Raw genomic sequence first — 25927 nt, 5'->3', positions numbered from 1 at the left:
CCGGAACAACGGGGAAGCCGTCAAAAACCCTGGGATGCCGCCCTGCATCGGATTATCGTCTCGGCATCAAAGAGACGGAGAGCCGACATGCGATGCACGATCGTTCTCGAGTTCGATGATGGCGATGCCACCGCGGTCAAACACCGTTAAGGCGTCAACGTGGCAAAATTGCTTCGCTCGGCCGCCGTGACCAGCTCACCGGTACGACGGTTGCGGAGGCATTATGTCTGATGCATCCGGTCCAGAAACACCAAAGGCAGTTACCGATTTGAGAGCGGAACACAGCAGATGAACTCATTGTTTTCCTTCGGCACTGTGGCGGGCGTCGGCTTCCAGGTCGCATGGGAGGACGGCGATCGCGTTGTCGGTCGAGGCTCGCGACTCGGCCCAGATGGCGAGCCGAAGGCCGTGCTGGCTGTGTGGCCCGCAGCCGAGCACCCGCTGCCCTCTAGCCTCACTCGCCTCGCACACGAATACGGCTTACAGGGTGAGTTGGACGCCAGTTGGGCAGTGCGGCCGCTAGAGCTTGTGCGGGAACATGGGCGGACTGTTTTGCTGCTTGAGGACCCCGGCGGTGAGCCGCTTGCCGGGCTACTGAGCGCCCCCATGGAGGTGGGTCGTTTCTTGCGTCTGGCCGTCAGCATCACCGCGGCCCTGGACCAGCTCCACCGGCGGGGTCTTATACACAAGGACCTCAAGCCGGCCCATATCCTGGTGAACGATGCCCTTAGCGAGGCACGGCTCACGGGCTTCGGCATTGCCTCGCGCCTGTCGCGCGAGCGCCAGCTACTGGCGCCACCGGGAGAGATCGCCGGCACGCTGGCCTACATGGCCCCCGAGCAGACCGGACGCATGAACCGGCCAATCGACGCGCGGAGCGACCTCTATTCGCTCGGCGTCACGTTCTATCAAATGCTCACGGGCGTGCTACCGTTTGCCACCGACGACCCAACGGATCTGTTGCACAGCCATCTCGCCCGGCAGCCAGTGCCGCCGGCGGAGCGGGTACCATCGATCCCGGCCTTGCTCTCCGCCATGGTGATGAAGCTGCTCGCCAAGACGGCGGAGGAGCGCTACCAGACGGCAGCTGGGCTGGAGGCCGATCTACGGCGCAGCCTGACCGCATGGGAAAGCCTGGGACGCGTTGACTCCTTCCCGCTTGGTGAGCATGACCTCCCTGATCGGCCGTTGATTCCGGAACGGCTCTACGGACGGGAGCGCGAGATTGAGACCTTGCTCGCTGCCTTCCATAGGGTGGTGACCCAGGGCACGCCAGAGATTGTGCTGGTCTCCGGCTACGCCGGTGTTGGGAAGACCTCGGCCGTGCTTGCGTTGCGCAGCGCACTGGTTCTCAGGAATGGCCTCTTTGCCTCGGGCAAGTTCGATCAGTACAAGCGAGACATCCCGTATGCGACTTTGGCACAGGCTTTCCAAAATCTGATCCGCCCACTACTGGGCAAGAGCGAGGCCGACTTGGCGCCATGGCGCGCCGCACTGGCGGAGGCGCTTGGCCCGAATGGCGGCCTCATGGTGTCGCTCATACCCGAGCTCGGGCTGATTCTAGGGCCGCAGGCGCCGGTTCCGGAGCTGCCGCCGCGCGACGAACAGCACCGATTCCAGATGGTTTTCCAGCGCCTGCTTGCCGTCTTTGCCCAACCCGCGCATCCGCTGGCACTCTTTCTAGACGACCTGCAGTGGGTGGATGCGGCAACACTTGATCTGCTCGAGTATCTGGCGACCCAGCCGGAGGTACGCCACGTGCTGCTTATCGGAGCCTATCGGAATAACGACGTCAAGCCCGGACATCCGTTGCTACTGCGATTGTCGGCAATCCGCCAGGCCGGAGCGCGGGTAAATGACATCGCACTTTCCCCCCTTGGGTTCGACGATGTAAGCAGACTCGTCGCCGATGCCTTGCATTGCGCACCAGGGGACGCCGCACCTCTGGCCCGCCTAGTGCAGGAGAAGACCGGCGGTAACCCATTTTTCGCCATCCAGTTCCTCACCGCCCTGACCGAAGAAGGGCTGCTCGTTTTCGATCATCATGGCGCGCGCTGGTCTTGGGACCTTGAGCAGATTCGGGCCAAGGGCTTCACCGACAATGTGGCCGATCTCATGCTCGCCAAGCTGAGGCGCCTTCCCGCGGCGACCCGCAACGCTCTGAAGCAGTTGGCGTGTCTCGGCAATGACGCGACGATCGCTATCCTGGCCATGGTCCAGGATGCCAGCGAGGCGGAGCTTGACGCGTCTCTGTGGCCAGCGGTACGCGCCGGACATGTGTTGCGTTTGGGAAATACCTACAGATTCCTGCACGATCGTATCCAGGAGGCGGCCTACGCGCTGATTCCTGAAGGCGCGCGGCCGGCAGCGCACCTCGCTATTGGCAGACGGCTCGCTGCGGGCACGCCGCCTGAGGCAATAGCGGAGCGTGTCTTCGATATCGTCGGCCAGCTCAACCGCGGCGCCGACCTCGTCACTGCGGCCGAGGAGCGGGAGCAAGTGGCTGAGCTGAATCTGCTCGCAGGCCAGCGCGCCAAGGCGTCCACGGCCTACGCCTCGGCGCTGACCTATCTCACCGCCGGTGCAGCGCTCGTGCAGGGGGACGCCTGGAAGCACCGGCCCAAGTTTGCTTTCGCGTTCGAGTTCCACCTCGCCGAATGCGAATTTCTGACCGGCGCGTCGGCCGCGGCGGACGCGCGCCTGGCCGAGCTCGCGCGCCGTGCCGCCAGCCTCCCCGATCTAGCCTCCGTCACCCAGCTGCGGCTGGAGCTGTTTCTGGCCATCGGCCAGCGCGAGCGCGCCGTCGAGGTGGGCCTCGACTACCTGTGCCGCGCCGGCATCCAATGTTCGGCACACCCGACAGATGAGGAGGTTCTACAGGAATACGATCGGATGTGGCGGCAGCTTGGCGACCGCCCGATCGAGGCGCTGCTCGACCTACCGCTGCTGACCAATGCGGTCGCGAGCGAGACGATGGATGTCCTGACTGCGCTAATGCTGCCGGCCTGGTATACCGACGTGAACTTGGGCTCCCTCATCATCGGACGGATGGCAAACCTCAGCCTCGAGCATGGCAACAGCGACGCGTCGTGCCTCGCCTATACCTGGCTCGGCATGATCCTGGGGCCTCAATCCGGCTGCTACAAGGCGGCATTCCGCTTCGGCCAGCTCGGCCTGAACCTGGTCGAGCAGCGCGGGCTGGACCGTTTCAGGGCCCGCGTCTACCAGGCTTTCGGGGGCCACGTGATGCAATGGACACAACCCATCCGAGCCGCGCGCAGCCTGGTGCGGCGCGCTTTCGACGTGGCCAGCAAGCTCGGTGACCTCACCTACGCGTCCTTCGCGCGCAACAACCTCATTACGCAGTTGCTCGCGTGCGGCGATCCGCTTGCCGAGGTGCAGAACGAAGCTGAGGCCACGATCGACTTCGCGCGCCGGGCGAGGTTCGGTCTCGCCGTCGACCGGGCTACCCCCCAGCTCCAGCTAGCGCGAACTCTGCGCGGCCTGACCCCGGTCTTCGGGGTCTTCGATGATGATGAGTTCGACGAGCAGCAGTTTGAGCGGTATCTGGATGAGGCTCCGGGCCCCACGCTCGCCACCTGCTGGTACTGGATCCGAAAACTGGAGGCACGCTTCCTCGCCGACGACCACCCAGCCGCCATAGCGGCGGCGGACAGGGCAAAACGTCTCCTCTGGACATCGCCATCGTTCTTCGAGCAGGCGGAATACCACTTCTACGCCGCGTTGGCGCGGGCCGCATGCTGCGGCACGGCCGACGCGCCACAACGGGCCCAGCACCTGGAGGCATTGGCCGCCCATCATCGCCAGCTCCTGATCTGGGCCGAGCATTGCCCAGAGAATTTCGAGAACAGAGCCGCATTGGTTGGCGCGGAAATCGCCCGCCTAGATGGGCGCGAAGTTGATGCGATGGGCCTCTACGAGCAGGCCATCCGCTCCGCACAGGACAATGATTTCATCCATAACCAGGCGCTCGCCAACGAGTTGGCCGCGCGGTTCTATGCCGGCCGTGGCTTCGAGAAGGTTGCACGCGTGTATTTGCAGGACGCCCGCCACAGCTATCTCCGCTGGGGCGCCGATGGTAAGGTGCGGCAACTTGATGCGTTGTATCCGCACCTCTGTGGGGAAGAGCGGGCGCCCGCACCGACGATGACAATCGGCGCACCGGTCGAACACCTGGACCTCGCCACCGTGATTGCCGTGTCGCAGGCGGTCTCGGGCGAGATCGTCCTGGACAAGTTACTCGACACACTCATGCGCACCGCGATTGAACAGGCCGGCGCGGAACGGGGGCTGCTGATCTTGCCCCGAGGGGACGAGCAGCGCATTGCGGCAGAGGCTGCGACCGGTGGCGATACTGTCACGGTGCAGCTCCGCGACGAGAGCGTGACTGCGACTGCGCTGCCGGTATCAATGCTCCACTATGTCCTGCGCACCCGCGAGAACATCATTCTCCACAATGCCGCGACACAGAACCCATTTTCCGCCGATCCGTACATTCTGCGGCATCATGCCCGATCCGTTCTCTGCCTCCCGTTGCTTACGCAGGCCAAGCTCGTCGGTGTGCTCTACCTCGAGAACAACCTCGCGCCACGCGTCTTCGTGCCAACCCGCACCACCGTGCTGAAGCTGCTCGCCTCGCAGGCGGCGACCGCGCTGGAGATTACTTGTTTGTACCGGGATCTCGCACAACGCGAAGCGAAGATTCAGCGCTTGGTCGAGGCCAACATCATCGGGATCTGCATCTGGCACATGGACGGCCGAATCCTCGAGGCCAATGACGCGTTCCTCCGCATGCTGGGCTACGACCGCGAGGACCTCGCCTCAGCCCCTTTGCGCTGGACGGACCTGACGCCCCCGGACTGGCGCGAGCGTGACGCAAGGTTGGTCCAGGACCTTCGGATCAGCGGGACCTTGCCGCCGTTCGAAAAAGAGTTCTTCCGCAAGGATGGAAGCCGCGTGCTCGTCCTGCTAGGGTGCGCGACATTCGAAGAGGGTGGGGACCAAGGTGTCTCCTACATACTTGATCTAACCGAGCGCAAGCGCGCCGAGCAGGCGCTGCACCAGGCACAGGCCGAACTTGCACACGTTACCCGCGTGACGACGTTGAACGCGCTGACAGCCTCGATCGCTCACGAGGTCAACCAGCCGTTGACCGCCATCGTCACCAACGCCAATGCGGCCCTGCGCTGGATCGCTCGCCAGCCGCCCGATCTCGGCGAGGTGCGAGAGACGTTGGGGCGCATCGTTCAGGATGGCCATCGGGCTGGCGCAGTGATTGGAGGAATGCGTGCGCTGCTGAAGAAGACGGCCGTCGTCACGGCGCGCCTTGACATGAACACCCTTATCGAAGACACGAATGCCCTGATCCAGGGAGAGGTAGGCCGCCATCAAGTCCTGCTCCGGACGGAGCTGGCGCCTGACCTGCCGCCGGTTGTGGGTGACCGGGTGCAGTTGCAGCAGGTGCTCCTGAACCTGATGATGAATAGCATCGAGGCAATGAAAGAGGTGGCAGAGCGGCCGCGGGAACTGCTGATTCGGTCGCGCCTCGACGCATCGGGGGCTGTGCTGGTTGCCGTTCAGGATGCTGGCATCGGGCTGGAGCCCCAAGATCTGGAGCGGGTTTTCCAGACCTTCTTCACTACCAAGGCGGAGGGTCTGGGCATGGGTCTGGCGATCTGCCGGTTGATCATCGAGGCACACGGAGGGCGGCTGTGGGCGAGCCCCAATGTGCCTTACGGCGCCGTGTTTCAGTTCACCCTGCAGCGTCAAGACTAGATGCCTCCCGCCGACGGCGGGAGGCTACAGGGACTCAAAGCGGCGACTCGCAAATGCCGAGCTGCTGTGCCATCAATACAAGCTCGGCAAAGGTGCGTGCCTTCATCTTGCGCATGGCCTGGCCGCGATGAATTTTCACGGTGACCTCGCTGATACTTAGCTCGCTAGCGATCTGCTTGTTTAGCAGACCGGTCACCGCCATGCGCATGACCTCGCCCTCACGCGGCGTCAGGCTCTGGTAGTTGGCTCGCAGTTCATCCAGCTTACGCATGCCATGGCGGCGATGCTGATCCTTTTGCAAGGCAGCCGCCACGGCATCGAGCAGGTCCTGCTCGCGGAATGGCTTCGCCAGAAAATCCTCAGCACCAGCCTTCATAGCGGCAACGGTCATGGGGATGTCGCCGTAACCAGTCATAAAAATGATTGGGATTTGGATGTCCATTTGGGACAGCCGAGTCTGTAGGTCCAGGCCACTCTGCCCGCGGAGCCTGACATCGAGCAGAAGGCAAGTGGGCGCGTCCGGGAACGCGAATGCTAGCAGTTCGGCAGCGGATGCGAACAGTGCGACGCGCATCCCGACTGATCGGAAGAGGTTCTCCAACGCGCCGCGAAGCATCGCGTCGTCATCAACGATTAGCACCATCGCTTCATCACTCGCACTGGTGTCCGCGGTTACGAAGCTGTCGATTGTCACAGTCAATCTCCAGTGCACTCATCGGTACGCGGGGTCTGGGCAGGCCCACTCACGCCAATTTGGCATGACCCCAGCAAAACTTTATATTACATCACATTGCCGGGGTCCTGAATACTTATACCATGGGGTTAGTTCGGCGTGGATCTTGGAGCCAGCCCCAGCCAGCCAGTATGCAGGGTGCGGCACATCAGAGTCGCACACAGCTATGTCTCCCCCACGCCGCAAGGGCCGGCGAAGCTATTCCCGTTTGCTGTGGCACGGCCCTGGCGGCGTCGCGATGAAACCAAGGCCGCGCACGACTAATACGAATCGACAATGGCCATGACCGACAGCGCCGACTATTCTTGCGTCAGGTTGCGATTCGGATACAAACGCCAGTCGCGGCCCTTATGCCTAGCCGCCCCGACGCGGCTCTGTCGCGGCGGCTGGTGCCGCGGCAGCCCTACTCTCGCCCCCAACAGGAGCACGCAATGTCCAATCCCAATCTTGAAGTCCTCACCCCGCAGAACAGCCAGCTGATCTTCATCGACCATCAACCGCAGATGGCTTTCGGCGTCCAGTCGATGGACCGCCAGGCGATGAAGAACAACGTCGTCGGCCTGGCCAAGGCGGCAAAGATCTTCAATATCCCGACGACGATCACCACCGTCGAGAGCGAGTCGTTCTCGGGCTTCACCTATCCGGAACTGCTCGACGTGTTCCCGGACCAGAAGACGCTGGAGCGCACCTCGATGAACTCGTGGGACGACCAGAAGGTGCGCGATGCGCTCAAGGCCAACGGCCGCAACAAGGTGATCGTGGCCGGCCTGTGGACTGAGGTCTGCAACACCACCTTCGCGCTGTGCGCCATGCTCGAAGGCAACTACGAGATCTACATGGTCGCCGACGCCTCGGGCGGCACCAGCAAGGAAGCCCACGACTACGCCATGCAACGCATGGTCCAGGCCGGCGTGGTGCCGGTGACCTGGCAGCAGGTGCTGCTCGAATGGCAACGCGACTGGGCCCACCGCGACACCTATGACGCCGTAATGAAGCTGGTGAAGGAACACTCGGGCGCCTATGGCATGGGTGTCGACTACGCGTACACGATGGTCCACAAGGCCGCCCAGCGCACGGCTACGGGGCACGAATCCATCGCCCCGGTGCCCGCACGCTAAACGCTGATCAAGAAGAAGATAGTCATCGGCCTACGCACGATTTCCGTGTATAGGCCGATGCAACCAGCGATCTCTTTCATCCAGCATTTCGAGCCAACTTTCGGCTAGCCCTAATCATGCAAATAGAACACACCCAGGAACACGGTCACAACATCGATGCATCGCGCCGGCAACTGCTGGTAGGTAGCACTGTTGGCGCCGCGGCCGCATCGGTGGCGTCGCTTGCCGCACTGACGCCCACGGCCGCGCAAGCCGCGCCGGCCAGCAGCCGCGCCACGAAGCAGGGCCACTACGTCACGACCAAAGACGGCACGCGCATCTTCTACAAGGACTGGGGCACGGGCAGCCCGGTAGTGTTCTCGCACGGCTGGCCGCTCAATGCCGACGCCTGGGACGCCCAGATGCTGTACCTGGTGCAGAAGGGCTTTCGCGTGATCGCCCATGACCGTCGCGGCCATGGCCGTTCGGACCAGCCCGCGCAGGGCAACAACATGGACACCTACGCCGACGACCTGGCCGCGCTGCTGGACGCCCTCGACATCAAAGGCGCCACACTGGTTGGCCACTCCACCGGCGGCGGCGAAGTGGCGCACTACATCGGCCGTCATGGCACGAAGCGCGTGGCCAAGGCGGTATTAATCGGCGCGGTGCCGCCAATCATGCTCAAGACCGCGGCCAACCCGAACGGGCTGCCGATGGAAGTGTTCGACAGCATCCGCAAGAACGTGACGGAGAACCGCTCGCAGTTCTACAAGGACCTGACTACGCCCTTCTTCGGCTCCAACCGCCCCGGCGCAAAGGTTTCGCAGGGCACCATCGATGCGTTCTGGGCACAGGGCATGACCGGTGGCATTCTGGGCCAGTACGCATGCATCAAGGAGTTCTCAGAGGTAGACTACACCGAGGACCTGAAGAAAATCACCGTGCCGACGCTGATCCTGCATGGTGACGACGACCAGATCGTGCCCATCGACAATTCGGCCCGCCTGTCGGCCAAGATCGTCAAGAACGCCACGCTCAAGGTCTACCCGGGCGCATCGCATGGCATGTGCGTAATCAACGCCGATCAGGTCAATGCCGACCTGCTTGCCTTTCTGAACAGCTAAGCCGCGATGTCAGTTACCCGCCGGCAATTCATCGCCTCTGCTGCCGCCCTCGGTGCGGCAGCCTCTTCGGATCTTCTCGCCATGACCCCGAACCCGACTCCCGACCTGATCCTCGTCAACGGCAAGTTCGCCACGCTCGACAAGTCCAACCCGCAGGCCGACGCGGTCGCAATCCGCGACGGCCGCTTCGTGGGGGTGGGTGTGCGCCAGGACATCATGAAGCTCTCCGGGCCGCAGACAAACGTGATCGACCTGAACGGCCGGCGGGCCATTCCCGGGCTGATTGACAGCCACATGCACATCATCCGCGGCGGCCTGAACTACAACATGGAGTTGCGCTGGGACGGTGTGCGTTCGCTGGCCGATGCGATGCGCGTGCTCAAGGAACAGGTGGCGCGCACGCCCGCCCCACAATGGGTGCGCGTGGTCGGCGGGTTCACGGAACACCAGTTCGTGGAAAAACGCTTGCCAACCATCGAGGAACTGAACGCCGTGGCGCCCGATACCCCGGTATTCATCCTGCACCTCTATGACCGCGCCATCCTGAACGGCGCCGCGCTGCGCGCAGTGGGCTACAACAAGGACACGCCGAATCCGCCGGGTGGCGAGATCGTGCGCGACGCGCGCGGCAATCCCACAGGGCTGCTGCTGGCCAAGCCGAACGCGACGATTCTCTATGCGACGCTCGCCAAGGGGCCGAAGCTGCCGCCCGAATACCAGAAGAACTCCACGCGCCACTTCATGCGCGAGGTGAACCGGCTGGGCGTGACCGGCGTGATCGATGCCGGCGGCGGCTATCAGAACTACCCCGAGGACTACAACATCATCGAGGAGCTGCACAAGGACGGGCAGCTCACGGTGCGGCTGGCGTACAACCTGTTCACGCAGAAGCCGAAGGAAGAACTGAGCGACTTCAAGACCTGGACGTCGACCGTCAAGCCAGGCCAGGGCGATGACCTCTACCGCCACAATGGCGCCGGCGAAATGCTGGTCTACACGGCGGCCGACTTCGAGGACTTCCGTGTCGAGCGCCCCGACATGGCGCCGTCGATGGAAGCCGATCTGGAGCCGGTTATCCGCCTGCTGGCGGAAAAGCGCTGGCCGTGGCGCCTGCATGCCACCTACAACGAGACCATCACGCGTGCGCTGGACGTCTACGAGAAAGTCGCCAAGGACATCCCGTTTGACGGCCTGAACTGGTTCTTCGACCACGCCGAGACCATCAGCGACCGCAATATAGACCGCATCGCCGCGCTGGGCGGCGGCATTGCCGTGCAGCACCGCATGGCATACCAGGGCGAGTACTTCGTCGAGCGCTATGGCGCCCGCGCCGCCGAAGCCACGCCGCCGATCAAGAAGATGCTCGAGAAGGGCGTCAAGGTCGGTGCCGGCACGGACGCGACGCGCGTGGCGTCCTACAACCCGTGGGTGTCGCTGTACTGGCTGACCACCGGCAAGACCGTCGGCGGCATGTCGATGTATCCGCAGGCCAACCTGCTGGACCGCGACACGGCGCTGCGGCTGTGGACCGAAGCCAACACGTGGTTCTCGTCTGAAGTGGGCAAGAAGGGCCAGATCAAGGTGGGTCAGCTGGCCGACCTGGCGGTGCTGTCGCAGGACTACTTCAGCGTGCCGGGTGACGAGATCCAGGACATCACCTCGGTGATGACGATCCTCGGCGGCAAAGTGGTCTATGGCGATAGCGAGTTCGGCAAGCTGTCGCCGGAGATTCCGCCGGCCATGCCGGACTGGTCGCCGGCCCGCCATGGCAGCCAGTATCAGCCGCGCCCTCAAGCGAAGGCGCTGGCGCTGAACACCGCGTGCGGCTGCGCCAGTTCGTGCGGCGTGCATGGCCATGCGCATGCAAAGGCGTGGACCTCGGGCGTGCCGACGTCGGACGAAAGCACGTTCTGGGGCGCGCTGGGCTGCTCGTGCTGGGCATTCTGATCCACGTTGACCACATCGGAGAGCGGCCATGACCATCTCGACGCCCCCGCTAACCACGGCCGGCAACAACACCCACCGGCTGCCTCGCTGGCTGCGCTGGATCGCCCTGCTTTTGCTGTGCGCAGCCTACCTGCAGGGCGGTTTGGTCAAGCTGTTCGACTTCTCCAGCGCAGTGACAGAGATGCAGCACTTCGGCCTGTCGCCTGCCGTGCCGCTGGCCGGGGCGACGATTGCGCTGGAGCTTGGTGCGTCGGCGATGATCCTGACCGGCTTCTGGCGTTGGCTCGGCGCACTGGCGCTGGCGGCGTTCACGCTGATGGCCACGTTCCTGGCCAACCGGTTTTGGAGCGCACCGCCCGAGGCGCAGTTCATGATGGCTAACGCGTTCTTCGAACATCTGGGCCTGGTGGGTGGGTTCATGCTCGTGGCGTGGGATGACCTTCGCACGCGGAGACAACCATGACGCAATCTGCCATCTCCGCGGCCAAGCCTGCATCGGGCGGCACGTTTGCCCCGCTGGCCCAGCCCACGTTCGCGGTACTGTGGGTGGCCACGATCCTCGGTAACATCGGCAGCTTCATGCGCGATGTGGCCAGCGCATGGCTGGCAACCGATCTTTCCACTTCACCGGCAGCGGTCGCCACGATCCAGGCGGCCGCCACGCTCCCCGTCTTCCTGCTTGTGATTCCGGCCGGTGTGCTCTCCGACATCCTCGACCGGCGCCGCTTCCTGATTGTGATCCAGATCGGACTGGCCATGGTCAGCGGCACGCTGATGCTGCTGGCGTGGCGCCAGGCGCTGACAATCGAAATCCTGATTGCACTGGCGTTCGTCGGCGGTGTGGGCGCGGCGATGATGGGGCCGACGTGGCAGTCGATCGTGCCCGAGCTCGTGCCGCCGAGCACGCTACGACAGGCCGTAGCACTGAACTCGCTGGGCGTGAACGTCGCCCGTGCGATTGGACCGGCTACCGGGGGTCTACTGCTCGCAGCATTCGGCGCGGCTGCCGCGTATAGCGCAGACCTGCTCAGCTATGTGTTCGTCATCGCTGCGCTGATCTGGTGGAAGCGTCCCGAACAACCAAGCGATCCGCTGCGCGAGCACTTCTTCAGCGCTTTCCGGGCAGGCTTACGCTTCACGCGCGCGCACAGCAAGCTGCACGTAGTATTGGCGCGCGCCGCCGTGCATTTTGCCTTCGGCAGCGGCGTATGGGCGTTGTTGCCGCTGGTAGCCCGTCAGCTGTTGCATGGCGGTGCCGGCCTCTATGGTGTGTTGCTGGGCGCAGTCGGCGCCGGCGCGATCCTTGGCGCGCTGACGATGTCCAAGCTGCAGCAGCGGCTCGATGCAGATGGCATGGTGCTGTTGTCCGCGATCGTCACGGCGGTCGTCATGGCGGCGCTGTCGAGCGCACCACCCATATGGCTGGCATTGCCGCTACTGTTGCTGCTCGGCGCCGCGTGGATCATGGCGCTGACCACGCTCGGCGGCGCGGCGCAGGCGATCCTGCCGAACTGGGTGCGTGGTCGCGCGCTGGCGGTGTACCAGATGGTGTTCAACGGCGCGCTGGCTGGCGGCAGCCTGCTCTGGGGCTTCGTGGCGCAAGCATTGGGGACGCCGCACGCGTTGCTGATTGCCGCGGCGGGACTGGTCGTTACCGCGCTGATCCTGAACCGCATGCGGCTGCCTCGCGGCGAAGAAGACCTCGGTCCCGCACGTCACTGGCCCGAACCGGAGATGGCCGGCGAGATCGCGCACGACCGTGGTCCGGTGATGATCCTGATCGAATATTGCATCCCCCCCGCCAACCGCGATGCGTTCCTGCATGCGGTGCACAAGCTGTCGGAAGAGCGTCTGCGCGACGGCGCGTTCAACTGGGGCGTGATGGAAGATCCGGCCAACCCCGAACTACTGACCGAGTGGTTCCTGGTCGAGTCGTGGGCCGAGCACCTCCGCCAGCACCAGCGGGTGCCCAATGCCGATGCCGATCTGCAACGCGACGTGGCAGATTTCCACGTGGGCGCCAAGCCGCCGCAGGTGCGGCACCTGCTCGGACTGGGCCTGCCGCCGGCGTAGCGTCGCACCGATTTCCCCCCTTTCCAACCTTGTCTCATATGAAGCTCTATCTCATCTCCCTTGGCGCCGGCATCCTGGTCGGCATCATCTATGCATTGATACAGGTCCGCTCGCCTGCGCCGCCCGCAATTGCTTTGATCGGGCTGCTGGGCATGCTGATTGGCGAGCAGGTCGTGCCGCCGGTCAAGCGCATGCTGGCTGGAGAGCCAGTAACCATTGCATGGTTCCGCGGCGAATGCGTCCCGAAGATTACGGGTACACCGCCCAATCCGGACGCGACCGTTGATCCGTCTGCATCCCTCCGCGCGCGTAGCAAATAAGGGAACCAGTAACGCCATGAGTCGTTTCCGAAACCAGCCCGAAGCACTTACCAGCCGTACTAACGCAATCGTGCCCCGGCGCATTTACGTCGCCTTGGCAGCGTCCTTGTCCGCGGCCGCGGCACCTGCCGTGGCGGACAACAATGTCGCGATCTATGGTCGGCTGAACACAGCAATCGAGTATGTGACAGTGACCACCGCAACCGACGGCACCAGATTAGGCAATACGGCGCGCCTCACGAATAACCGCTCCGTGTTTGGCATGCGGGGCGAGGAACAATTGGCCAATGGGATCAAGGCGATCTGGCAAATCGAAAGTGCCCTGTCGATTGACAACGGCACGGGGCAAATTGCCGCGCGAGATACCCGGCTCGGCCTTCAGAGCCCGTACGGCACCCTCTTCATGGGCAACTGGGACACACCATACACAAGTGCGACCAAGAGCTACGACCCGTATTACCCCACCACTGCGGGTTACATGGCACTGATAGGCAATGGCGCTGCGTCTACCAGCGACAATGTCCAGAACACCAGCTCATTTGATCGACGGCAGAAGAACTCATTGCACTACCAGTCGCCGACGTGGCACGGCTTGAGCGGCGCCATTGCCTGGGGATTGCCGGAAGAAAAGACAACGGTGCCGCGCAATCCAGCGCTGTATTCCTTTGCCACCGCCTATGACCACGGCAACCTGAGCCTGACGCTTGCCTATGAAATCCACCAGCACTATCAGACCAGCGGACGCAACGACGACGCAATCAAGGTAGGAATTTCCTACCAGTTTCCGTCGGCGCGCGTCAGTGCCCTGTATGAACGCCTGCACTATCGCACCGCCACTGGAGACCTTACGCGCGATGGCTACTATGTCTCGCTGATACAGCAGCTTGGCACCGGTAGCATACGCGCCGGCTTCGCCTTTGTCGGCAATGGCACTGGCACGGCTACAGAAACGATTGGATCCGTCCGCAGTGGTTCGGAAACCGGCGCATTTCAGGTAACTGTCGGCTATGACTATCCCCTTTCCAAGCGAACTGCGCTATACGCTTACTACAGCCGCATCAACAACCGCAGCAACGCGACCTATGACTTCGCCATCAATAACATCGGCATCAGGGCTGGCGCCGACCCGCAGACGTTCGCCATTGCGATGCGGCACAGCTTCTGACCGTCCGCTGACCAACCCTCGTGGGAGACCGCATTGACACCCACACAGCTTCCTGACACGGGCCGCCGCGCCGATCTTTCAGGACCGGCGTTCGGCTGCATCCTAGCCTTCGTCGCTGGCTATGTAGACGTGGTCGGCTTCATTTCACTATTCGGCCTATTTACGGCGCACGTGACAGGAAACTTCGTGATGATCGGCGTCGACATTGCCGGTGATTCGACGGGCCTGCTCGCCAAACTGCTTGCGCTGCCGACTTTTGCCTTGGCGGTTGCTGCCGCCAGGCTGACCGAGTCACGCATCGTACGGGACAAACAATCGGCACCCTCGCTGTTGCTATTTGCCGAGGCCGCGGCGCTGGTTCTCTTCATAATTGCCGGACTCCACGCCTCTCCCATTTCTGATCCGGGTACGCCGGCGGCCGTCGGCGCCGGCATGCTTGCCGTAGTGGCCATGGGTATTCAGAACTCACTGTCCAGGACGTCTTTGTCAGACCTTGGCCCCACTACGATCATGACGGGAAATACCACGCAAATTATCATTGACTTGGTGGATTTACCATCCGCATCTGAGGCGGAACGCACAGCCATACGCGGTCGGCTCAAAAAGATGGTACCGGCGCTCGCGGGTTTCGCATCGGGCGCCGCTCTCGGCGCCCTTGGCTATTCGATGCTTTCGATCTGGTGTGTCATACTGCCAGCCGTATTGCTGACGGCGCTCAGTCTATTGACTTGGCGCAATGGCGCAAACAGCCTTCAGAAGTGAATTGGCAGACGAGTGAATTCGAGACGCCCTCGCCTTCCTACGCTACATAGCTTGCAATCGGCAGAAGATCACCGCTGATCGAGCCTTGAGAACTTCCCCCGGCTCAACGAGGCCGCATGATCGAGTCGGGGGAAGCTTATCTTCAAAAGCGATAGCGTAGATAGCCGGTGTAGAAGTTGCTGCCCGGATTAGGCCCACGCGGCAATAGGCGGCGACAGTCTGTCCGCAGTGCGCGCGGACTGGCACTCGCCTGCGGTCTGCGATCGAACTGCTGGCGGCACCAAGCCAAGCAAAGTCTCGTGCCTTCGAGCATTTCAGCAAGATAACGCGTCACTGCGGGCAAGCAGGCCGACTGCAGGCTAAGGAAGCGACGCTGCTCCCCTACTACTGCAGTATCGACAATCCCAATAGCGCCATCAACCATCAATCATCAAACGGTCCCGGGGTCGCCCGCACCCACAAGGACTTTTGAATATGCGGTGCCATTTCGAAGCAGCCATGCATGTAATACCTTGGTATGAATCGGACAGAATAGCTGGCTGGCTCACTATCGCGGGGGGACTGATTTTCCTGGCCAGCGTGACTTCATCGCAACGTAGCGTGGAACGTGCACCCGAGGGATCGGCAATACCATCGTATGATAGGGTATGCACCGGTTTGGCGTTACTCTTCCAGCAGAGCATTGCCAGCGCTCAACGCGTATACAAGGAGTCAGTGTGATAGCTCGCGCCACGATCGCAATAGTTGACGACGATGCCGCCGTCCGAAATGCCGTGGGGGGGTTGCTGCGTTCGCTCGATCTTGGCGTGCAATTGTTCGGAAGCGGTCAAGAGCTACTGCGGTGCACTTCGCTGCCTTGGCTGTCCTGTGTTATCACAGACGCGAAAATGCCCGGCATGGACGGCTTCGCTTTGATAGAGGCGCTGCGCGCACGCAATCTCGATATGCCTGTCATTTTCATGACTGCATTTGCGCATGAGGGATTTGATCAGCGTGCCATGGCATTGGGTGCGACGTGCGTCCTTTACAAGCCCTTCCAGGACACGGACATGATCCAATGCATCGAAAAAGCATTACGTCCTCGCAAGATGGACTCTCCTCCATCGTGAGTGTGTCGTGCAGTGGATCGATGAGACGTCCTTACATGACCTTCGTCCTCTGCACGCTGCCCGATGCCGTCCCTACGCTAGGGTTGCGGTTCCAAGCTGCCGAGGCTGCAGCCGGATAGCAGGCTGCTCATCAGCTTCGGACTCAGAGGGAAGCAGCACGAGACCGAGAGTTTGCGCAAGTAGCACCAGATCGGCGAAACTCCGAGCCCTCATTTTTCGCATAGCCTGGCATCGATGAACTTTGACAGTCACCACGCTGATGCACATTGCGACGGCAATCTCCTTGTTTGTCAAACCTGATGCGGCATACGCCATGACCTCACTCTCCCGCGGTGTCAGGGAACGGAAGCATTCGCGCACTGCAGCCAATCGGCGCATGCGCTCACGTCGCAAGCACTCCTTTTCTAGTGCCTCCGTGACGGCATCGAGCAGTTCCTGTTCACGGAACGGCTTGGAAAGAAAGTGTTCTGCTCCCGCCTTCATAGCAGCAACCGTCATCGGAATGTCCCCATAGCCGGTCATGAAGATGATGGGAATATGAATACCGAGCTCTGCCATGCGGGCTTGCACATCCAAGCCGCTTTGCCCCTTCAGGCGCACATCTAGAACTACGCAGCAAAGCGCATCTGGGAAGCCGAAGGCAAAAAGCTCGGCCGCGGAGCCGAGCAGCACGACTTGAATGCCGACTGAACGGAATAGGCTTCCCAGCGCGTTCCGCACCTGCAAGTCATCATCAACAACAAGGACCATCGCGTCGTCCTGCGCTGATTCGTCGCGCATCGGTAGTACAGCATTCACGGTAGGGCCTCCACGTAACGTCGACATCAGAGGCGCGAATCACCCGCAGGCTCCATGTGGGGAGATACGGCGCGCCCGACAGCAATGTAGTGTTACACCAGCCCTTTGGCTTGAACGCGTGTGCGCTCTATTGTCATTTTGTGCTCGGCTTGGGCCAGATAATGGCTGGCAACCAGTCGGGCCCGGCTCCAAGCAGCGGCCCATGCCAATGAACAAGACCTGAAGGAGTGGTCCCTATTTGTCGCGCTATATCGGTCGCGCGGCAATTTTCAACAAACGGCTGGTTACCCAGCGACCTAAACAAGGTACGCACTTACCAGCCGATGGCGCTCGAGGCCGCGGAACTCATGTGGCGCTTCTTCCAAGGGCGATGGACCCACTAGGACAGAGCCCTCTCTCGCCTCAACGAACGACATTCAATTCTTTTGAATAACTATTACAGAGATAGGCCGCTCCCTGGAATGTGGCGGTCGGTATAGTTCTGCACATGGACAGCGCAGCTGCGCAACGAAGCAAATCGCTGCCAGACAAAACTCAAATCGTTGGATCAAATTTTTTGGAGAGAAATCATGTTGAACGCTAAACTGCAAGTCCTGACCCCGCGCAACAGCCAACTGATCATCATCGACCATCAGCCTCAGATGGCCTTTGGCGTGCAGTCGATGGACCGCCAGACCATGAAGAACAACGTCGTGGGCCTGGCCAAGGCGGCCAAGATCTTCGACGTGCCAACAACCATCACCACGGTAGAGAGCGAGTCGTTCTCCGGCTATACCTACCCAGAGATCCTGGACGTGTTCCCCGGCAAGGAAACGCTGGAGCGCACTTCGATGAATTCCTGGGATGACCAAAAGGTGCGCGACGCGCTGGCCGCTAATGGCCGCAAGAAAATCGTCGTGGCAGGCCTGTGGACCGAAGTCTGCAATACCACCTTCGCGCTGTCCGCGATGCACGACAGCGACTACGAGATCTACATGGTGGCCGATGCCTCCGGCGGCACCAGCAAGGAAGCGCACGACTACGCCATGCAGCGCATGGTGCAGGCGGGCGTGGTGCCGGTGACCTGGCAGCAAGTGCTGCTCGAATGGCAGCGCGACTGGGCCCACCGCGACACCTACGACGCGGTGATGAAACTGGTCAAGGAACACTCGGGCGCCTACGGCATGGGCGTGGACTACGCCTACACGATGGTCCACAAGGCCGCACAACGTACTGCAACCACGCACGAGTCGATCGCGCCCGTGCATGCGCCGGTGATCGAGAACTAAACGCCCCCAGTCTGCGCCGAACGCTTCCTGTAGTTGTCGGCGCCATACAACCTTCAGCTGCAACGCCGCCACGGCTCACTGAAAAATGACACACGATAAGAAGATCGCCATGAAGTGGGAAATGGCGGCGTTTGCATTCCTTACCGGCTTTAATGCACACGCCCACACGTCTTCGTCACTGGGCGTTGTCTCTGGCACGCTCGCTGTTTGCGCGCTGATTGCGCGGGCTATGCATAGTTGGGGGGAACAGCCCGCAAACGCGAGCGCCGCTCTCTTGTAAAAAAGCGCAGTCCTACGGCGGCACTTTCATCCGCCAAAACCCTGCTTCCCAGACGTTTCCCATGGACACCCCATTTCACCAGCTTTCCGACCTGTTCGCCCAGCTCGGCTTGCCATCCAACAAAACGGACATCCCTGCGTTCGTTGCGAAGCATTCGCCGCTACCGCAAGACATCAATCTTTGGGAAACACCATTCTGGACGCCGGCCCAGGCAACCTTGCTGCACGACGAATTTGACGAGGGCGCAGACTGGGCACAAGCCGTGGACCCGTTAAATCTTGCGTTGCGCGCACCTGCTTGAATTAGCGCTGCTCGAGACGCCCCCCCGCTTCCCGACGTAGGTCAAACCTGTGGCTGCAAGGAACCGGTGTACAGACGTCGAACGCTGCTCCGGTCGCCGCAGGACGCTTCCTCGATAGCAAGCAAGTGTGAGAACTGAGCACCTTGCAAGGCCCCCAGAGTTCTTGCTAGCCGACCGCGCTGTGGTCCTGGCCAGCCAGGTACCCTCCAATCGCGTCCTACCTCGCACGGTGAAGCGATTAGCGAACCATTTCGTAGAGTTTGTTCAGCGCGGCCTAATTGCGCATTCCGCTCCGCATCAGTGGACAAGATCATCGTCATCGATTGAGGCAAGATGAGGAGATGGGCACTGAATAGCAACTCGTTGCTCTTGCGTGGACGATGAGCCGGCCGGCTTCTCGTGCCTGCTTCCGCTGGACGCGCCCGAATTCGGCGCCTACCTCGACAACCTGTATGAGCTGCCGGCCTTCCAAGCCTGGCCACAATCCGTTTCGTTGCTGCAATCGAGGTAGTAACTCCCCTGCCCTTGCCACAAGCCTTACGAAGGCATAGGTTCGCAATCGGATCGACGGCTCAGTTCGGCCAGAAAAAGACGTTGAACTGACGCGTCCAAATCGACGACAAACGCGCCTCCGAAGACTCGCGCGAGCTCGCCAGCTCTGACACCTCACCTTGCATACGCCGGGGGCCGCCTTAAATCCACTGGTCGTTCGCATACCTGCGCGCGACGACTGGAATCCATTGCTCCCGGTTGAGCTGCCTCGGACACCACAGCAGCCACCGGGTAAATCGGCCAAAACCGCCTTCCCAGTGCGATCGTAAGCTCGATTGCCGGATCAATCGTTGTACTTACAATTATTTTCAGGCCGCTCAGGGGTGAGGCCTTCTGCGTGCAAACGCCGGCAGCAACTCAATCCGGACCCACAGCCCACTTCCTTGGGCAGCATCTCCCCATGGAAAGCCCGACTGCAGGACGAATAGAATGCCGGTACGCCCGATTGTCCGGCGGCTTGCTACCGGGAGGGGACCTCTACGTCGGTGAAAACTCAGGTAAGACACCGATCGGGCAACTGCCCGATGCAATGTTGAATTGCTCAACACGGATGCTCGCCCGGCTACCCGATGGTTCGAGCGTCATCTCGGCAAGTCGCTGCGGCGAATGCGGCACGCCTGCGACGCGCGTACGTTTCATCACATGGCGATGCGATTCAGGCAGTCTGTGCAGTTGCCCATGCTGCACTGCGGCCATGATTCTCGCCTATGCTACACATAGCGAGGTAGTACGACATGAGCGCTGCATTGATATCGCATTTCCGGATGGATGCCCGCGCTCCCCGCACCCATGCGGCGCTGCTGGCCGCGGCCGCCATCGGCCTTGCACCGGCACCACCAGCGCAAGCAAAGGTCGAGGGCGACACTGTTGTCCTGGGCGCGGCGGTGTCGCTGACGGGCAAGTATGCGACCAACGGCAAGAACACCGAGAACGGCTACGCGCTGGCCGTCAAGCGCATCAACGCGATGGGTGGAGTCAAGGTCGGCGGCAAGGCTTACCAGTTGAAGGTCATCTACTACGATGACGAGTCGACATCAGCCCGGGGCGCCCAACTAGCCGAACGGCTGATCAGCCAGGATGGCATCACGTTTGTGCTCGGCCCATATAGCTCCGGCCTCACCAAGGCCATCGCGCCGATCACCGAGAAGCATCGCATCCCGATGGTCGAGGGCAACGGCGCCGACCGCGACCTGTTCACGCAGAGCTATCGCTATATGTTCGCGGTGCTCAATACCTCGGACTACTATCTTCGCTCGGCCATCACCTTGGCAGCCGAGCAGGCCAGGAACATCGGCAAGGCGCCGAAAGACATGACGGTGGCAATCGCTGTCGAGAACGACAACTTCTCGCAAGACGTGCGCGACGGCGTGGCCGAGGACGTCAAGCGGCTTGGCATGCGCGTGGTGATCGACGACAAACTGCCGCCGGAACTCAATGACATGGCGGCAACACTGGCCAAGGTGCGCGCGCTCAAGCCTGACATCCTCGTCGTGTCCGGACATGAAAAAGGCGCAGTGCTGGCGGTGCGCCAGGTCGCTGAAATGCAGATCGATGTGCCGATGCTCGCTCTGACGCATTGCGACTCGGCGCAGATCATCGAGAAATTCGGGGCCAAGGCCGAGTTCGCCGTGTGCGGGTCGCAGTGGGACCGCTCGCTCACGTACACCGACCGCTGGTTCGGATCGGCCGAGCAGTATGCGCGCATGTTCGAGCAGGAGTACCACTACGAGCCGCCCTACCAGGCGGCTGAGTCCAGTGCTTCCGTGCTTGCCTTTGCCGATGCCTTCGAACGCGCGGGGTCGTTCGATACGGAGAAGGTTCGCGAGGCACTGGCCCGCACAGACCTGATGACCTTCTACGGGCCGATCCGGTTCGACAAGAGCGGCAAGAACATTGCCAAGTCCATGGTCCTGTACCAGGTGCAGGACGGCAAGTACAAGGTGGTTGCGCCAAGCAGATGGGCGTCGTCCCGCATGATCTTCCCCTCTCCCGACTGGGCGCACCGCAAGTGAGCGGGCGGCGCACCCCGATGACGACGGTACGGCGTCGATGTCCGACTTGGCGATCCTCCTCCATTCCCCAGAAATCAACCTGCAGCTGGTCATCGACGGCCTGCTCGCGGGCGCCGTGTTTGCGCTGGCGGCCTACGGCATGGCGCTGGTATGGGGCGTCATGAACATCATCAACGTGGCGCAAGGCGAACTGGTCATGCTGGGGGGATACGCGGTCATCCTGCTGTCCGCGCAGGGCGTGCCGGCGCTGCTGGCGGTGCCCGTGGCCGCAGCGGTGATGTTCGTGGTGGGATGGGGTCTCTACCGGCTGGTCATATTCCGCATCATCGAGCACGACCTGTTCGTCTCCGTGCTGGTCACCTTCGGCCTCAGCATCCTAATGCAGCAGTTGGCCAATGAACTCTTCGGCGCCGATGTGCGCACGTTGGAATCCGGACTGCGCAATGTGGCCCTGATGGGCGGGCGGGTAACGGTGGCAGGCCTCAGGCTGATCGCCTTTGCCGCCGCGCTGCTGCTCGGCGGAGCGCTGGCGCTGTTCCTGCGGTATTCGCGCGCGGGCCAGGCGATTCGCGCCACCGCGCAGAATGCGCGTGCCGCACGTGTGTTGGGCGTTGACGCCGATCGCGTCTACGCCATCACCTTCGCGCTGAACGCGGCCATTTGCGGCGCCGCCGGCGGGCTGGTCGCGATGACATGGTTCATCCATCCCTACCTCGGGCTCCCATACACCGTGCGCGCATTCATGATCGTGGTGGTCGCGGGCCTCGGCAGGCTGCTGCCGGTGCTGCTTGCAGCCGGTGGGCTGGGTATCGCCGAGAACTATGCCGGGTTCCTGCTCGGCACGCAGTACCAGACCGCCTTCCTCTATGCATTGCTGGTGGTGATCCTGGTGTCCCGCAACCTTGCATTGCGCAGGCAGCGCAGGTACCTGAAATGAAGTCCGGCACCCTCCGGTTTGCGCTGATCGCTGCGGTCGCCGTGGGCGCGTTGCAAGTACCGTGGCTGGTGCCCGCCATTACCGCGCAGGTGACGTTCCTCTGGTTGATGGTCCTGTTTGCGCTGAGCTGGGACATCATGGGCGGCCAGATGGGATACAACTCATTCGGCAATATCGTTTTCTTTGGAGTGGGCGCCTATGTGTGCGCGGTGATCCAACGCGACACTGGTCTCACCTATTTTCCGGCGCTGGCGGCGGGCGTCGCCCTCGCCGCGCTGGCTGCCGTGGCGCTGGCGCTGGTGCTCGGCCCCGCCATACTGGCATTGCGCGGGCACTACTTTGCCATCGGCACGCTCGGACTCGGCATCGCCTTTGCCGACGGCGCGGCCGGATGGTCGTTTATCGGTGCGGGGTCGGGCATGGTGGTGCCTGTGTTTCCAGGCTCCCCCGGCACGCGCCAGATGGTCTTCTATTACGCGATGCTCGCGCTCGCGCTGGCTACGCTGCTGCTATTGCGCTGGCTTTATGCGCGCCCGTTCGGGCTGGCGCTCAACGCCATCCGCGATGACGAAGACAAGGCCGAGGCGCTCGGGCTGCGCACCACGCGCTACAAGATCCTCGCCTGGTGCGTCAGCGCCTTCTTCCTCGGCATGGCCGGTGCGCTGGCCGGCAACCTCGTAGGCTTTATCGATCCCCGCGAGCTCGCGTTTGCCAGTTCCACCTTTGGCGTGTGGATGGTAGTCATGGCGATCCTCGGCGGCCGCGGCACACTCTACGGGCCCGTCATCGGGGCCGTGCTGTTCCACGTGACGCAGGAGCTGTTCTGGACGTACCTGCTCGGGTGGCAGCGCGTCGCGCTGGGAATGCTGATCGTGCTGATCGTAGTGTTCTTCCCGGACGGCATCCTGGGTGCGCTGCCCGCGCACAGGCGCGAGCCTGGCCATGGGGACGCGGGGAGTCTGCTGTCATGAGCGCGCTGCTGGCTGTGCGCAATGTCACCAAGCGCTTTGGCGGCGTGGTGGCCAACCGTGCCATCTCGTTGCAGATACCGCGCGGCGAGATCGTCGGGCTGATCGGCCCGAACGGCTCCGGCAAGACGACCCTGTTCAATTCCATCGCGGGGAACCATTCCATTGACGACGGCTCGGTGCTTTTCGACGGCAAGGAGATTTCGCACCTGCGCGTAGCCGAGATCGCGCGACTCGGGATCGCGCGCACGTTCCAGCAGACCCGCGTGTTTGCCAATATGAACTGCCTGCAGAATCTGCTGGTCAGTGTGCCGCGCGGGCACGAAGGGCTAGCCGCGCTCTGTCGCCGGCCACCGGCAAGTGTGATGGCGCGCGCGCGCGACTGCCTGCGCTTTGCGGGCCTGCAGGCGCGCGAGCCGGACCGCGCCGGCAATCTGTCCTTCGGCCAGCAGAAGCTCCTGGAACTCGCCATGGCGTTGATGAACGAGCCGAGCCTGTTGTTGCTGGACGAGCCCACCGCGGGCATCAACCCCGTCATGATCCACGGCATGGTCGACTTGCTTCGGCGCATCCAGGCGCAGCGCGGCATTGCGCTGCTGGTGATCGAGCACAACATGCAGGTCATCCAGGGCCTGGCCAGCTACGTCTATTGCCTGGCCAATGGCGCGCTGCTTGCCGAGGGTCCGCCGGAGCGGATTCTCGCCGATCGCAGCGTGATCGAGGCCTATCTTGGGGTGTCGCCATGATCAGTCCGTCTGTCACCCCTGGCGAAGCTGATATCGCGGCCGCCGTGCCCCGGGCACCGCCGACCCTGGCACAGCTTGAAGCACTTGCCGGCAGCGCCCCGATGGTCGAGGTCGACCATCTGGTCGCTGGCTACGGGTATATGGAGATCCTGCATGGCTTCAGCCTGCGCGCCGGGCGCGGACGTTCGCTGTGCCTCATCGGACCTAACGGCGCAGGCAAGTCGACCGTGCTGCACGCCATCTACGGCCTAGCCCGCGTCATGGCCGGCACCATCCGCATCAACGGCCACGACATTACCAGCTTGCCACCGCAGCAGAAACTGGAAGCGGCGCGCATGGCCTATGTGCTGCAGGACAGCTCGATCTTTCCGGACATGACGGTGCTGGAAAACCTGTTGATGGGCGGATACCGAATGCCGCTCCGCCACCAGGCCGCTGCCGCGGCGGACCGCATCTGCACCCGGTATCCGGCGCTGGGACACCGCCGCAGCCAACGCGCGAACGTGCTGTCCGGCGGTGAACGCCGGCTGCTGGAGATTGCCCGCGCCCTGATGATGGAACCTGAGGTTCTGCTGGTGGATGAGCCCTCGATCGGGCTCTCGCCGCGCAATATCGACATGGTGTTCGAGATCCTCTCCGAACTGCGCGATGCGGCCGGCAAGACCATCATCCTGGTCGAGCAGAATGCCCGCAAGGGACTGGAGTTCGCCGACGTAGGCTATGTGCTGGTGGCCGGGCAACTCGTCATGGCTGGCAGCGGTGAGGCTCTTCGCCAGGATCCGGATGTTGGCCGACGCTTTCTCGGCATCTGAAGCCGGGGCCGGCGCGCGAAGCAGATCGTACGATTCGGCTTCTGTCATCGCACCGGACCTCATGCCGCGCAGGGCCACCGCCCTGCCCTGCCGGCGGCTTATGGGTTGCGCCGGCGGCCACAGCTTGCCATCTCTACACCTGCGGCCGCACTGTCTGCTGCGCCGCCACATATCCGACCGGGTGGAAGCGCTAGCACCGCGACCTTTCCCGCTGGCCGTGCTCTTATTACGGTCGGGGAACATGCTTACGGAAAGCATCCCGTTTCATGATGCGGAATTTCCAACGAGATTGGGAATTTTCCAACGGCGTACCGCTCACGTGCGCCGTTTTGCTATGGGCGGCAGGAATGCCTCGAGGCAAGCGGATATGGATTCCGAACACCGTCGCGCGGACTCAGATCCCGGCTCAATCTAGCTAGCGATGAGCGGCGCGCAATGCGCGAATGAGTTTCTGCACTAGCTGTTCATGTTGCTCCAGCGCCTCATCAAGCGTGCGGGCTCCATAGCTCTCATTTTCTTCCGCCACCTTCCCAACAACACGAGTCACGAACAGCGGTGTGTCCCCAAGGTGCTCGCTCGGACACCCCGCGGAAGCGGGTACTGACCACGACGCCGCAGTCTTTCATCGGCGTGCGGCGGAAAATCAGTTCGTTTTCAGCCATCCAGGGCGACCACTCGCCCTGGTCCAACACCTGGACAGGCCGGTTCTTCGCATCCAGGATATAGAAACGACTCCATCTGGGTGATACCGGCGTAGTGGGCACCGCGGCGAACGAGTCGGATGTATCGCCGGCGCATGCCCTGCAGCATGGCCACGAAGACCATGCATTTGGTGATGCGGGCTACACGGGCGTGGAGAAGCGCGACGAGATGCAAGGCAAGTCCGTGAAGTGGCAGGTGGCTGTCAAGCGCGGCAAGATTAAGGCAATGCGCGACGGCGCAATCAAGGACTTGCTGGTCGCCGTCGAGCGGAACAAGGCCAAGATTCGGGCGCGGGTCGAGCATCCGTTCCACGTCGTCAAGAATCTAGGTTCGTCAGAAAAAAGTGTGGGTGGACGGAGGCTCGGGGAGATTGCCAAGTGCATGATATAGCGCGATTTCTGTCGCTCTGAAGGTCCGGAAGC

General features: G+C 62.4%; 20 protein-coding genes and 2 pseudogenes. 18 read left to right on the top strand and 4 right to left on the bottom strand.

Going from position 1 to position 25927, the window contains the following annotated elements:
• Window positions 1-288: 288 nt before the first annotated feature.
• Window positions 289-5796: a trifunctional serine/threonine-protein kinase/ATP-binding protein/sensor histidine kinase gene (locus tag ACYP5B_RS13195; RefSeq protein ID WP_459569927.1), complete on the top strand. Its 5508-nt coding sequence runs from the start codon at window positions 289-291 to the stop codon at window positions 5794-5796.
• A 34-nt stretch (window positions 5797-5830) separates the two neighbouring features.
• Here ACYP5B_RS13195 and ACYP5B_RS13190 read toward each other — a convergent pair whose 3' ends face one another.
• Window positions 5831-6439: a response regulator transcription factor gene (locus ACYP5B_RS13190; RefSeq protein ID WP_400099606.1), complete on the bottom strand. Its 609-nt coding sequence runs from the start codon at window positions 6437-6439 to the stop codon at window positions 5831-5833.
• A gap of 521 nt (window positions 6440-6960) precedes the next feature.
• Here ACYP5B_RS13190 and ACYP5B_RS13185 point away from each other — a divergent pair.
• The 9 genes from ACYP5B_RS13185 to ACYP5B_RS13145 all read left to right on the top strand — a co-directional run bounded on the left by ACYP5B_RS13185 (window position 6961) and on the right by ACYP5B_RS13145 (window position 16129).
• Window positions 6961-7647, top strand: coding sequence for a hydrolase (locus tag ACYP5B_RS13185; RefSeq protein ID WP_045239908.1), 687 nt, complete (start codon window positions 6961-6963; stop codon window positions 7645-7647).
• Window positions 7648-7763: 116 nt separating this feature from the next.
• Window positions 7764-8753 carry an alpha/beta fold hydrolase gene (locus tag ACYP5B_RS13180; RefSeq protein ID WP_459569926.1) on the top strand — a complete coding sequence of 330 codons (990 nt, stop codon included), beginning with the start codon at window positions 7764-7766 and terminating at the stop codon, window positions 8751-8753.
• Window positions 8754-8834: 81 nt separating this feature from the next.
• The gene (locus tag ACYP5B_RS13175; protein ID WP_400099595.1) at window positions 8835-10700 is read left to right on the top strand and encodes an amidohydrolase; all 1866 of its coding nucleotides are present in this window, start codon (window positions 8835-8837) and stop codon (window positions 10698-10700) included.
• A gap of 28 nt (window positions 10701-10728) precedes the next feature.
• Entirely contained in the window at window positions 10729-11163 is a 435-nt protein-coding gene (locus ACYP5B_RS13170; protein WP_400099593.1) for a DoxX family protein, read from the top strand.
• Window positions 11160-12773, top strand: coding sequence for an MFS transporter (locus ACYP5B_RS13165; protein WP_400099592.1), 1614 nt, complete (start codon window positions 11160-11162; stop codon window positions 12771-12773). The genes ACYP5B_RS13170 and ACYP5B_RS13165 overlap by 4 nt, the downstream gene beginning before the upstream one ends.
• A 38-nt stretch (window positions 12774-12811) precedes the next feature.
• Window positions 12812-13093 (top strand): XapX domain-containing protein, encoded by a 282-nt coding sequence (locus tag ACYP5B_RS13160; protein ID WP_459569925.1) that lies wholly within the window; start codon window positions 12812-12814, stop codon window positions 13091-13093.
• Window positions 13094-13109: 16 nt separating this feature from the next.
• Entirely contained in the window at window positions 13110-14258 is a 1149-nt protein-coding gene (locus ACYP5B_RS13155; protein WP_459569924.1) for a porin, read from the top strand.
• 33 nt (window positions 14259-14291) lie between these two features.
• Window positions 14292-15020, top strand: coding sequence for a YoaK family protein (locus ACYP5B_RS13150; RefSeq protein ID WP_459569923.1), 729 nt, complete (start codon window positions 14292-14294; stop codon window positions 15018-15020).
• A gap of 716 nt (window positions 15021-15736) precedes the next feature.
• Entirely contained in the window at window positions 15737-16129 is a 393-nt protein-coding gene (locus tag ACYP5B_RS13145) for a response regulator transcription factor (protein WP_400099585.1), read from the top strand.
• A 72-nt stretch (window positions 16130-16201) separates the two neighbouring features.
• Here ACYP5B_RS13145 and ACYP5B_RS13140 read toward each other — a convergent pair whose 3' ends face one another.
• The gene (locus ACYP5B_RS13140) at window positions 16202-16909 is read right to left on the bottom strand and encodes a response regulator transcription factor (RefSeq protein ID WP_459570005.1); all 708 of its coding nucleotides are present in this window, start codon (window positions 16907-16909) and stop codon (window positions 16202-16204) included.
• Between the two features lie 587 nt (window positions 16910-17496).
• On the opposite strand from ACYP5B_RS13140, the gene ACYP5B_RS13135 reads away from it, so the two are divergent.
• Both ACYP5B_RS13135 and ACYP5B_RS13130 read left to right on the top strand, forming a co-directional pair.
• Window positions 17497-18195 carry a hydrolase gene (locus ACYP5B_RS13135; protein ID WP_459569922.1) on the top strand — a complete coding sequence of 233 codons (699 nt, stop codon included), beginning with the start codon at window positions 17497-17499 and terminating at the stop codon, window positions 18193-18195.
• Window positions 18196-18536: 341 nt separating this feature from the next.
• Window positions 18537-18776, top strand: a complete 240-nt coding sequence (locus ACYP5B_RS13130; RefSeq protein ID WP_459569921.1) for a DUF2789 family protein — start codon at window positions 18537-18539, stop codon at window positions 18774-18776.
• A 1029-nt stretch (window positions 18777-19805) separates the two neighbouring features.
• Here ACYP5B_RS13130 and ACYP5B_RS13125 read toward each other — a convergent pair.
• A complete protein-coding gene (locus tag ACYP5B_RS13125) occupies window positions 19806-20024 on the bottom strand; it encodes a hypothetical protein (RefSeq protein ID WP_459569920.1) in 219 nt (72 codons plus the stop codon).
• 38 nt (window positions 20025-20062) lie between these two features.
• On the opposite strand from ACYP5B_RS13125, the gene ACYP5B_RS13120 reads away from it, so the two are divergent.
• From ACYP5B_RS13120 to ACYP5B_RS13100, 5 genes are read left to right on the top strand one after another with little or no spacing between them, the layout of a single operon-like run.
• Window positions 20063-21340 carry an amino acid ABC transporter substrate-binding protein gene (locus ACYP5B_RS13120; RefSeq protein WP_459569919.1) on the top strand — a complete coding sequence of 426 codons (1278 nt, stop codon included), beginning with the start codon at window positions 20063-20065 and terminating at the stop codon, window positions 21338-21340.
• Between the two features lie 37 nt (window positions 21341-21377).
• Window positions 21378-22277, top strand: coding sequence for a branched-chain amino acid ABC transporter permease (locus tag ACYP5B_RS13115; RefSeq protein WP_459569918.1), 900 nt, complete (start codon window positions 21378-21380; stop codon window positions 22275-22277).
• A complete protein-coding gene (locus tag ACYP5B_RS13110) occupies window positions 22274-23248 on the top strand; it encodes a branched-chain amino acid ABC transporter permease (RefSeq protein WP_459569917.1) in 975 nt (324 codons plus the stop codon). The genes ACYP5B_RS13115 and ACYP5B_RS13110 overlap by 4 nt, the downstream gene beginning before the upstream one ends.
• Complete coding sequence (locus ACYP5B_RS13105; RefSeq protein WP_459569916.1) at window positions 23245-23991, top strand: ABC transporter ATP-binding protein; 747 nt, start codon at window positions 23245-23247, stop codon at window positions 23989-23991. Before ACYP5B_RS13110 ends, ACYP5B_RS13105 begins: the two co-directional genes overlap by 4 nt.
• Window positions 23988-24803 carry an ABC transporter ATP-binding protein gene (locus tag ACYP5B_RS13100; protein WP_459569915.1) on the top strand — a complete coding sequence of 272 codons (816 nt, stop codon included), beginning with the start codon at window positions 23988-23990 and terminating at the stop codon, window positions 24801-24803. The genes ACYP5B_RS13105 and ACYP5B_RS13100 overlap by 4 nt, the downstream gene beginning before the upstream one ends.
• Before the next feature lie 415 nt (window positions 24804-25218).
• Here the strand turns inward: ACYP5B_RS13100 and ACYP5B_RS13095 are convergent.
• A pseudogene (locus ACYP5B_RS13095) lies at window positions 25219-25567 on the bottom strand (hypothetical protein).
• Here ACYP5B_RS13095 and ACYP5B_RS13090 point away from each other — a divergent pair.
• Window positions 25557-25847 (top strand): annotated as a pseudogene (locus ACYP5B_RS13090) (transposase); the annotation flags it as partial. The pseudogenes ACYP5B_RS13095 and ACYP5B_RS13090 sit on opposite strands and share 11 nt — an antisense overlap.
• Between the last annotated feature and the right edge of the window lie 80 nt (window positions 25848-25927).

The organism is Cupriavidus sp. 8B, assembly GCF_054589115.1.
The sequence above is the reverse complement of the archived record's forward strand: the minus strand, read 5'-3'. Positions and strand labels throughout refer to the sequence as shown.

What these genes read in the sequence shown, in the direction of transcription:
- ACYP5B_RS13195 (WP_459569927.1), top strand. Translation starts at nt 289, where the DNA reads ATGAACTCATTGTTTTCCTTCGGCACTGTGGCGGGCGTCGGCTTCCAG.
- ACYP5B_RS13190 (WP_400099606.1), bottom strand. Translation starts at nt 6,439, where the DNA reads ATGGTGCTAATCGTTGATGACGACGCGATGCTTCGCGGCGCGTTGGAG.
- ACYP5B_RS13185 (WP_045239908.1), top strand. Translation starts at nt 6,961, where the DNA reads ATGTCCAATCCCAATCTTGAAGTCCTCACCCCGCAGAACAGCCAGCTG.
- ACYP5B_RS13180 (WP_459569926.1), top strand. Translation starts at nt 7,764, where the DNA reads ATGCAAATAGAACACACCCAGGAACACGGTCACAACATCGATGCATCG.
- ACYP5B_RS13175 (WP_400099595.1), top strand. Translation starts at nt 8,835, where the DNA reads ATGACCCCGAACCCGACTCCCGACCTGATCCTCGTCAACGGCAAGTTC.
- ACYP5B_RS13170 (WP_400099593.1), top strand. Translation starts at nt 10,729, where the DNA reads ATGACCATCTCGACGCCCCCGCTAACCACGGCCGGCAACAACACCCAC.
- ACYP5B_RS13165 (WP_400099592.1), top strand. Translation starts at nt 11,160, where the DNA reads ATGACGCAATCTGCCATCTCCGCGGCCAAGCCTGCATCGGGCGGCACG.
- ACYP5B_RS13160 (WP_459569925.1), top strand. Translation starts at nt 12,812, where the DNA reads ATGAAGCTCTATCTCATCTCCCTTGGCGCCGGCATCCTGGTCGGCATC.
- ACYP5B_RS13155 (WP_459569924.1), top strand. Translation starts at nt 13,110, where the DNA reads ATGAGTCGTTTCCGAAACCAGCCCGAAGCACTTACCAGCCGTACTAAC.
- ACYP5B_RS13140 (WP_459570005.1), bottom strand. Translation starts at nt 16,909, where the DNA reads ATGCGCGACGAATCAGCGCAGGACGACGCGATGGTCCTTGTTGTTGAT.
- ACYP5B_RS13135 (WP_459569922.1), top strand. Translation starts at nt 17,497, where the DNA reads ATGTTGAACGCTAAACTGCAAGTCCTGACCCCGCGCAACAGCCAACTG.
- ACYP5B_RS13130 (WP_459569921.1), top strand. Translation starts at nt 18,537, where the DNA reads ATGGACACCCCATTTCACCAGCTTTCCGACCTGTTCGCCCAGCTCGGC.
- ACYP5B_RS13125 (WP_459569920.1), bottom strand. Translation starts at nt 20,024, where the DNA reads ATGGCCGCAGTGCAGCATGGGCAACTGCACAGACTGCCTGAATCGCAT.
- ACYP5B_RS13120 (WP_459569919.1), top strand. Translation starts at nt 20,063, where the DNA reads ATGAGCGCTGCATTGATATCGCATTTCCGGATGGATGCCCGCGCTCCC.
- ACYP5B_RS13115 (WP_459569918.1), top strand. Translation starts at nt 21,378, where the DNA reads ATGTCCGACTTGGCGATCCTCCTCCATTCCCCAGAAATCAACCTGCAG.
- ACYP5B_RS13110 (WP_459569917.1), top strand. Translation starts at nt 22,274, where the DNA reads ATGAAGTCCGGCACCCTCCGGTTTGCGCTGATCGCTGCGGTCGCCGTG.
- ACYP5B_RS13105 (WP_459569916.1), top strand. Translation starts at nt 23,245, where the DNA reads ATGAGCGCGCTGCTGGCTGTGCGCAATGTCACCAAGCGCTTTGGCGGC.
- ACYP5B_RS13100 (WP_459569915.1), top strand. Translation starts at nt 23,988, where the DNA reads ATGATCAGTCCGTCTGTCACCCCTGGCGAAGCTGATATCGCGGCCGCC.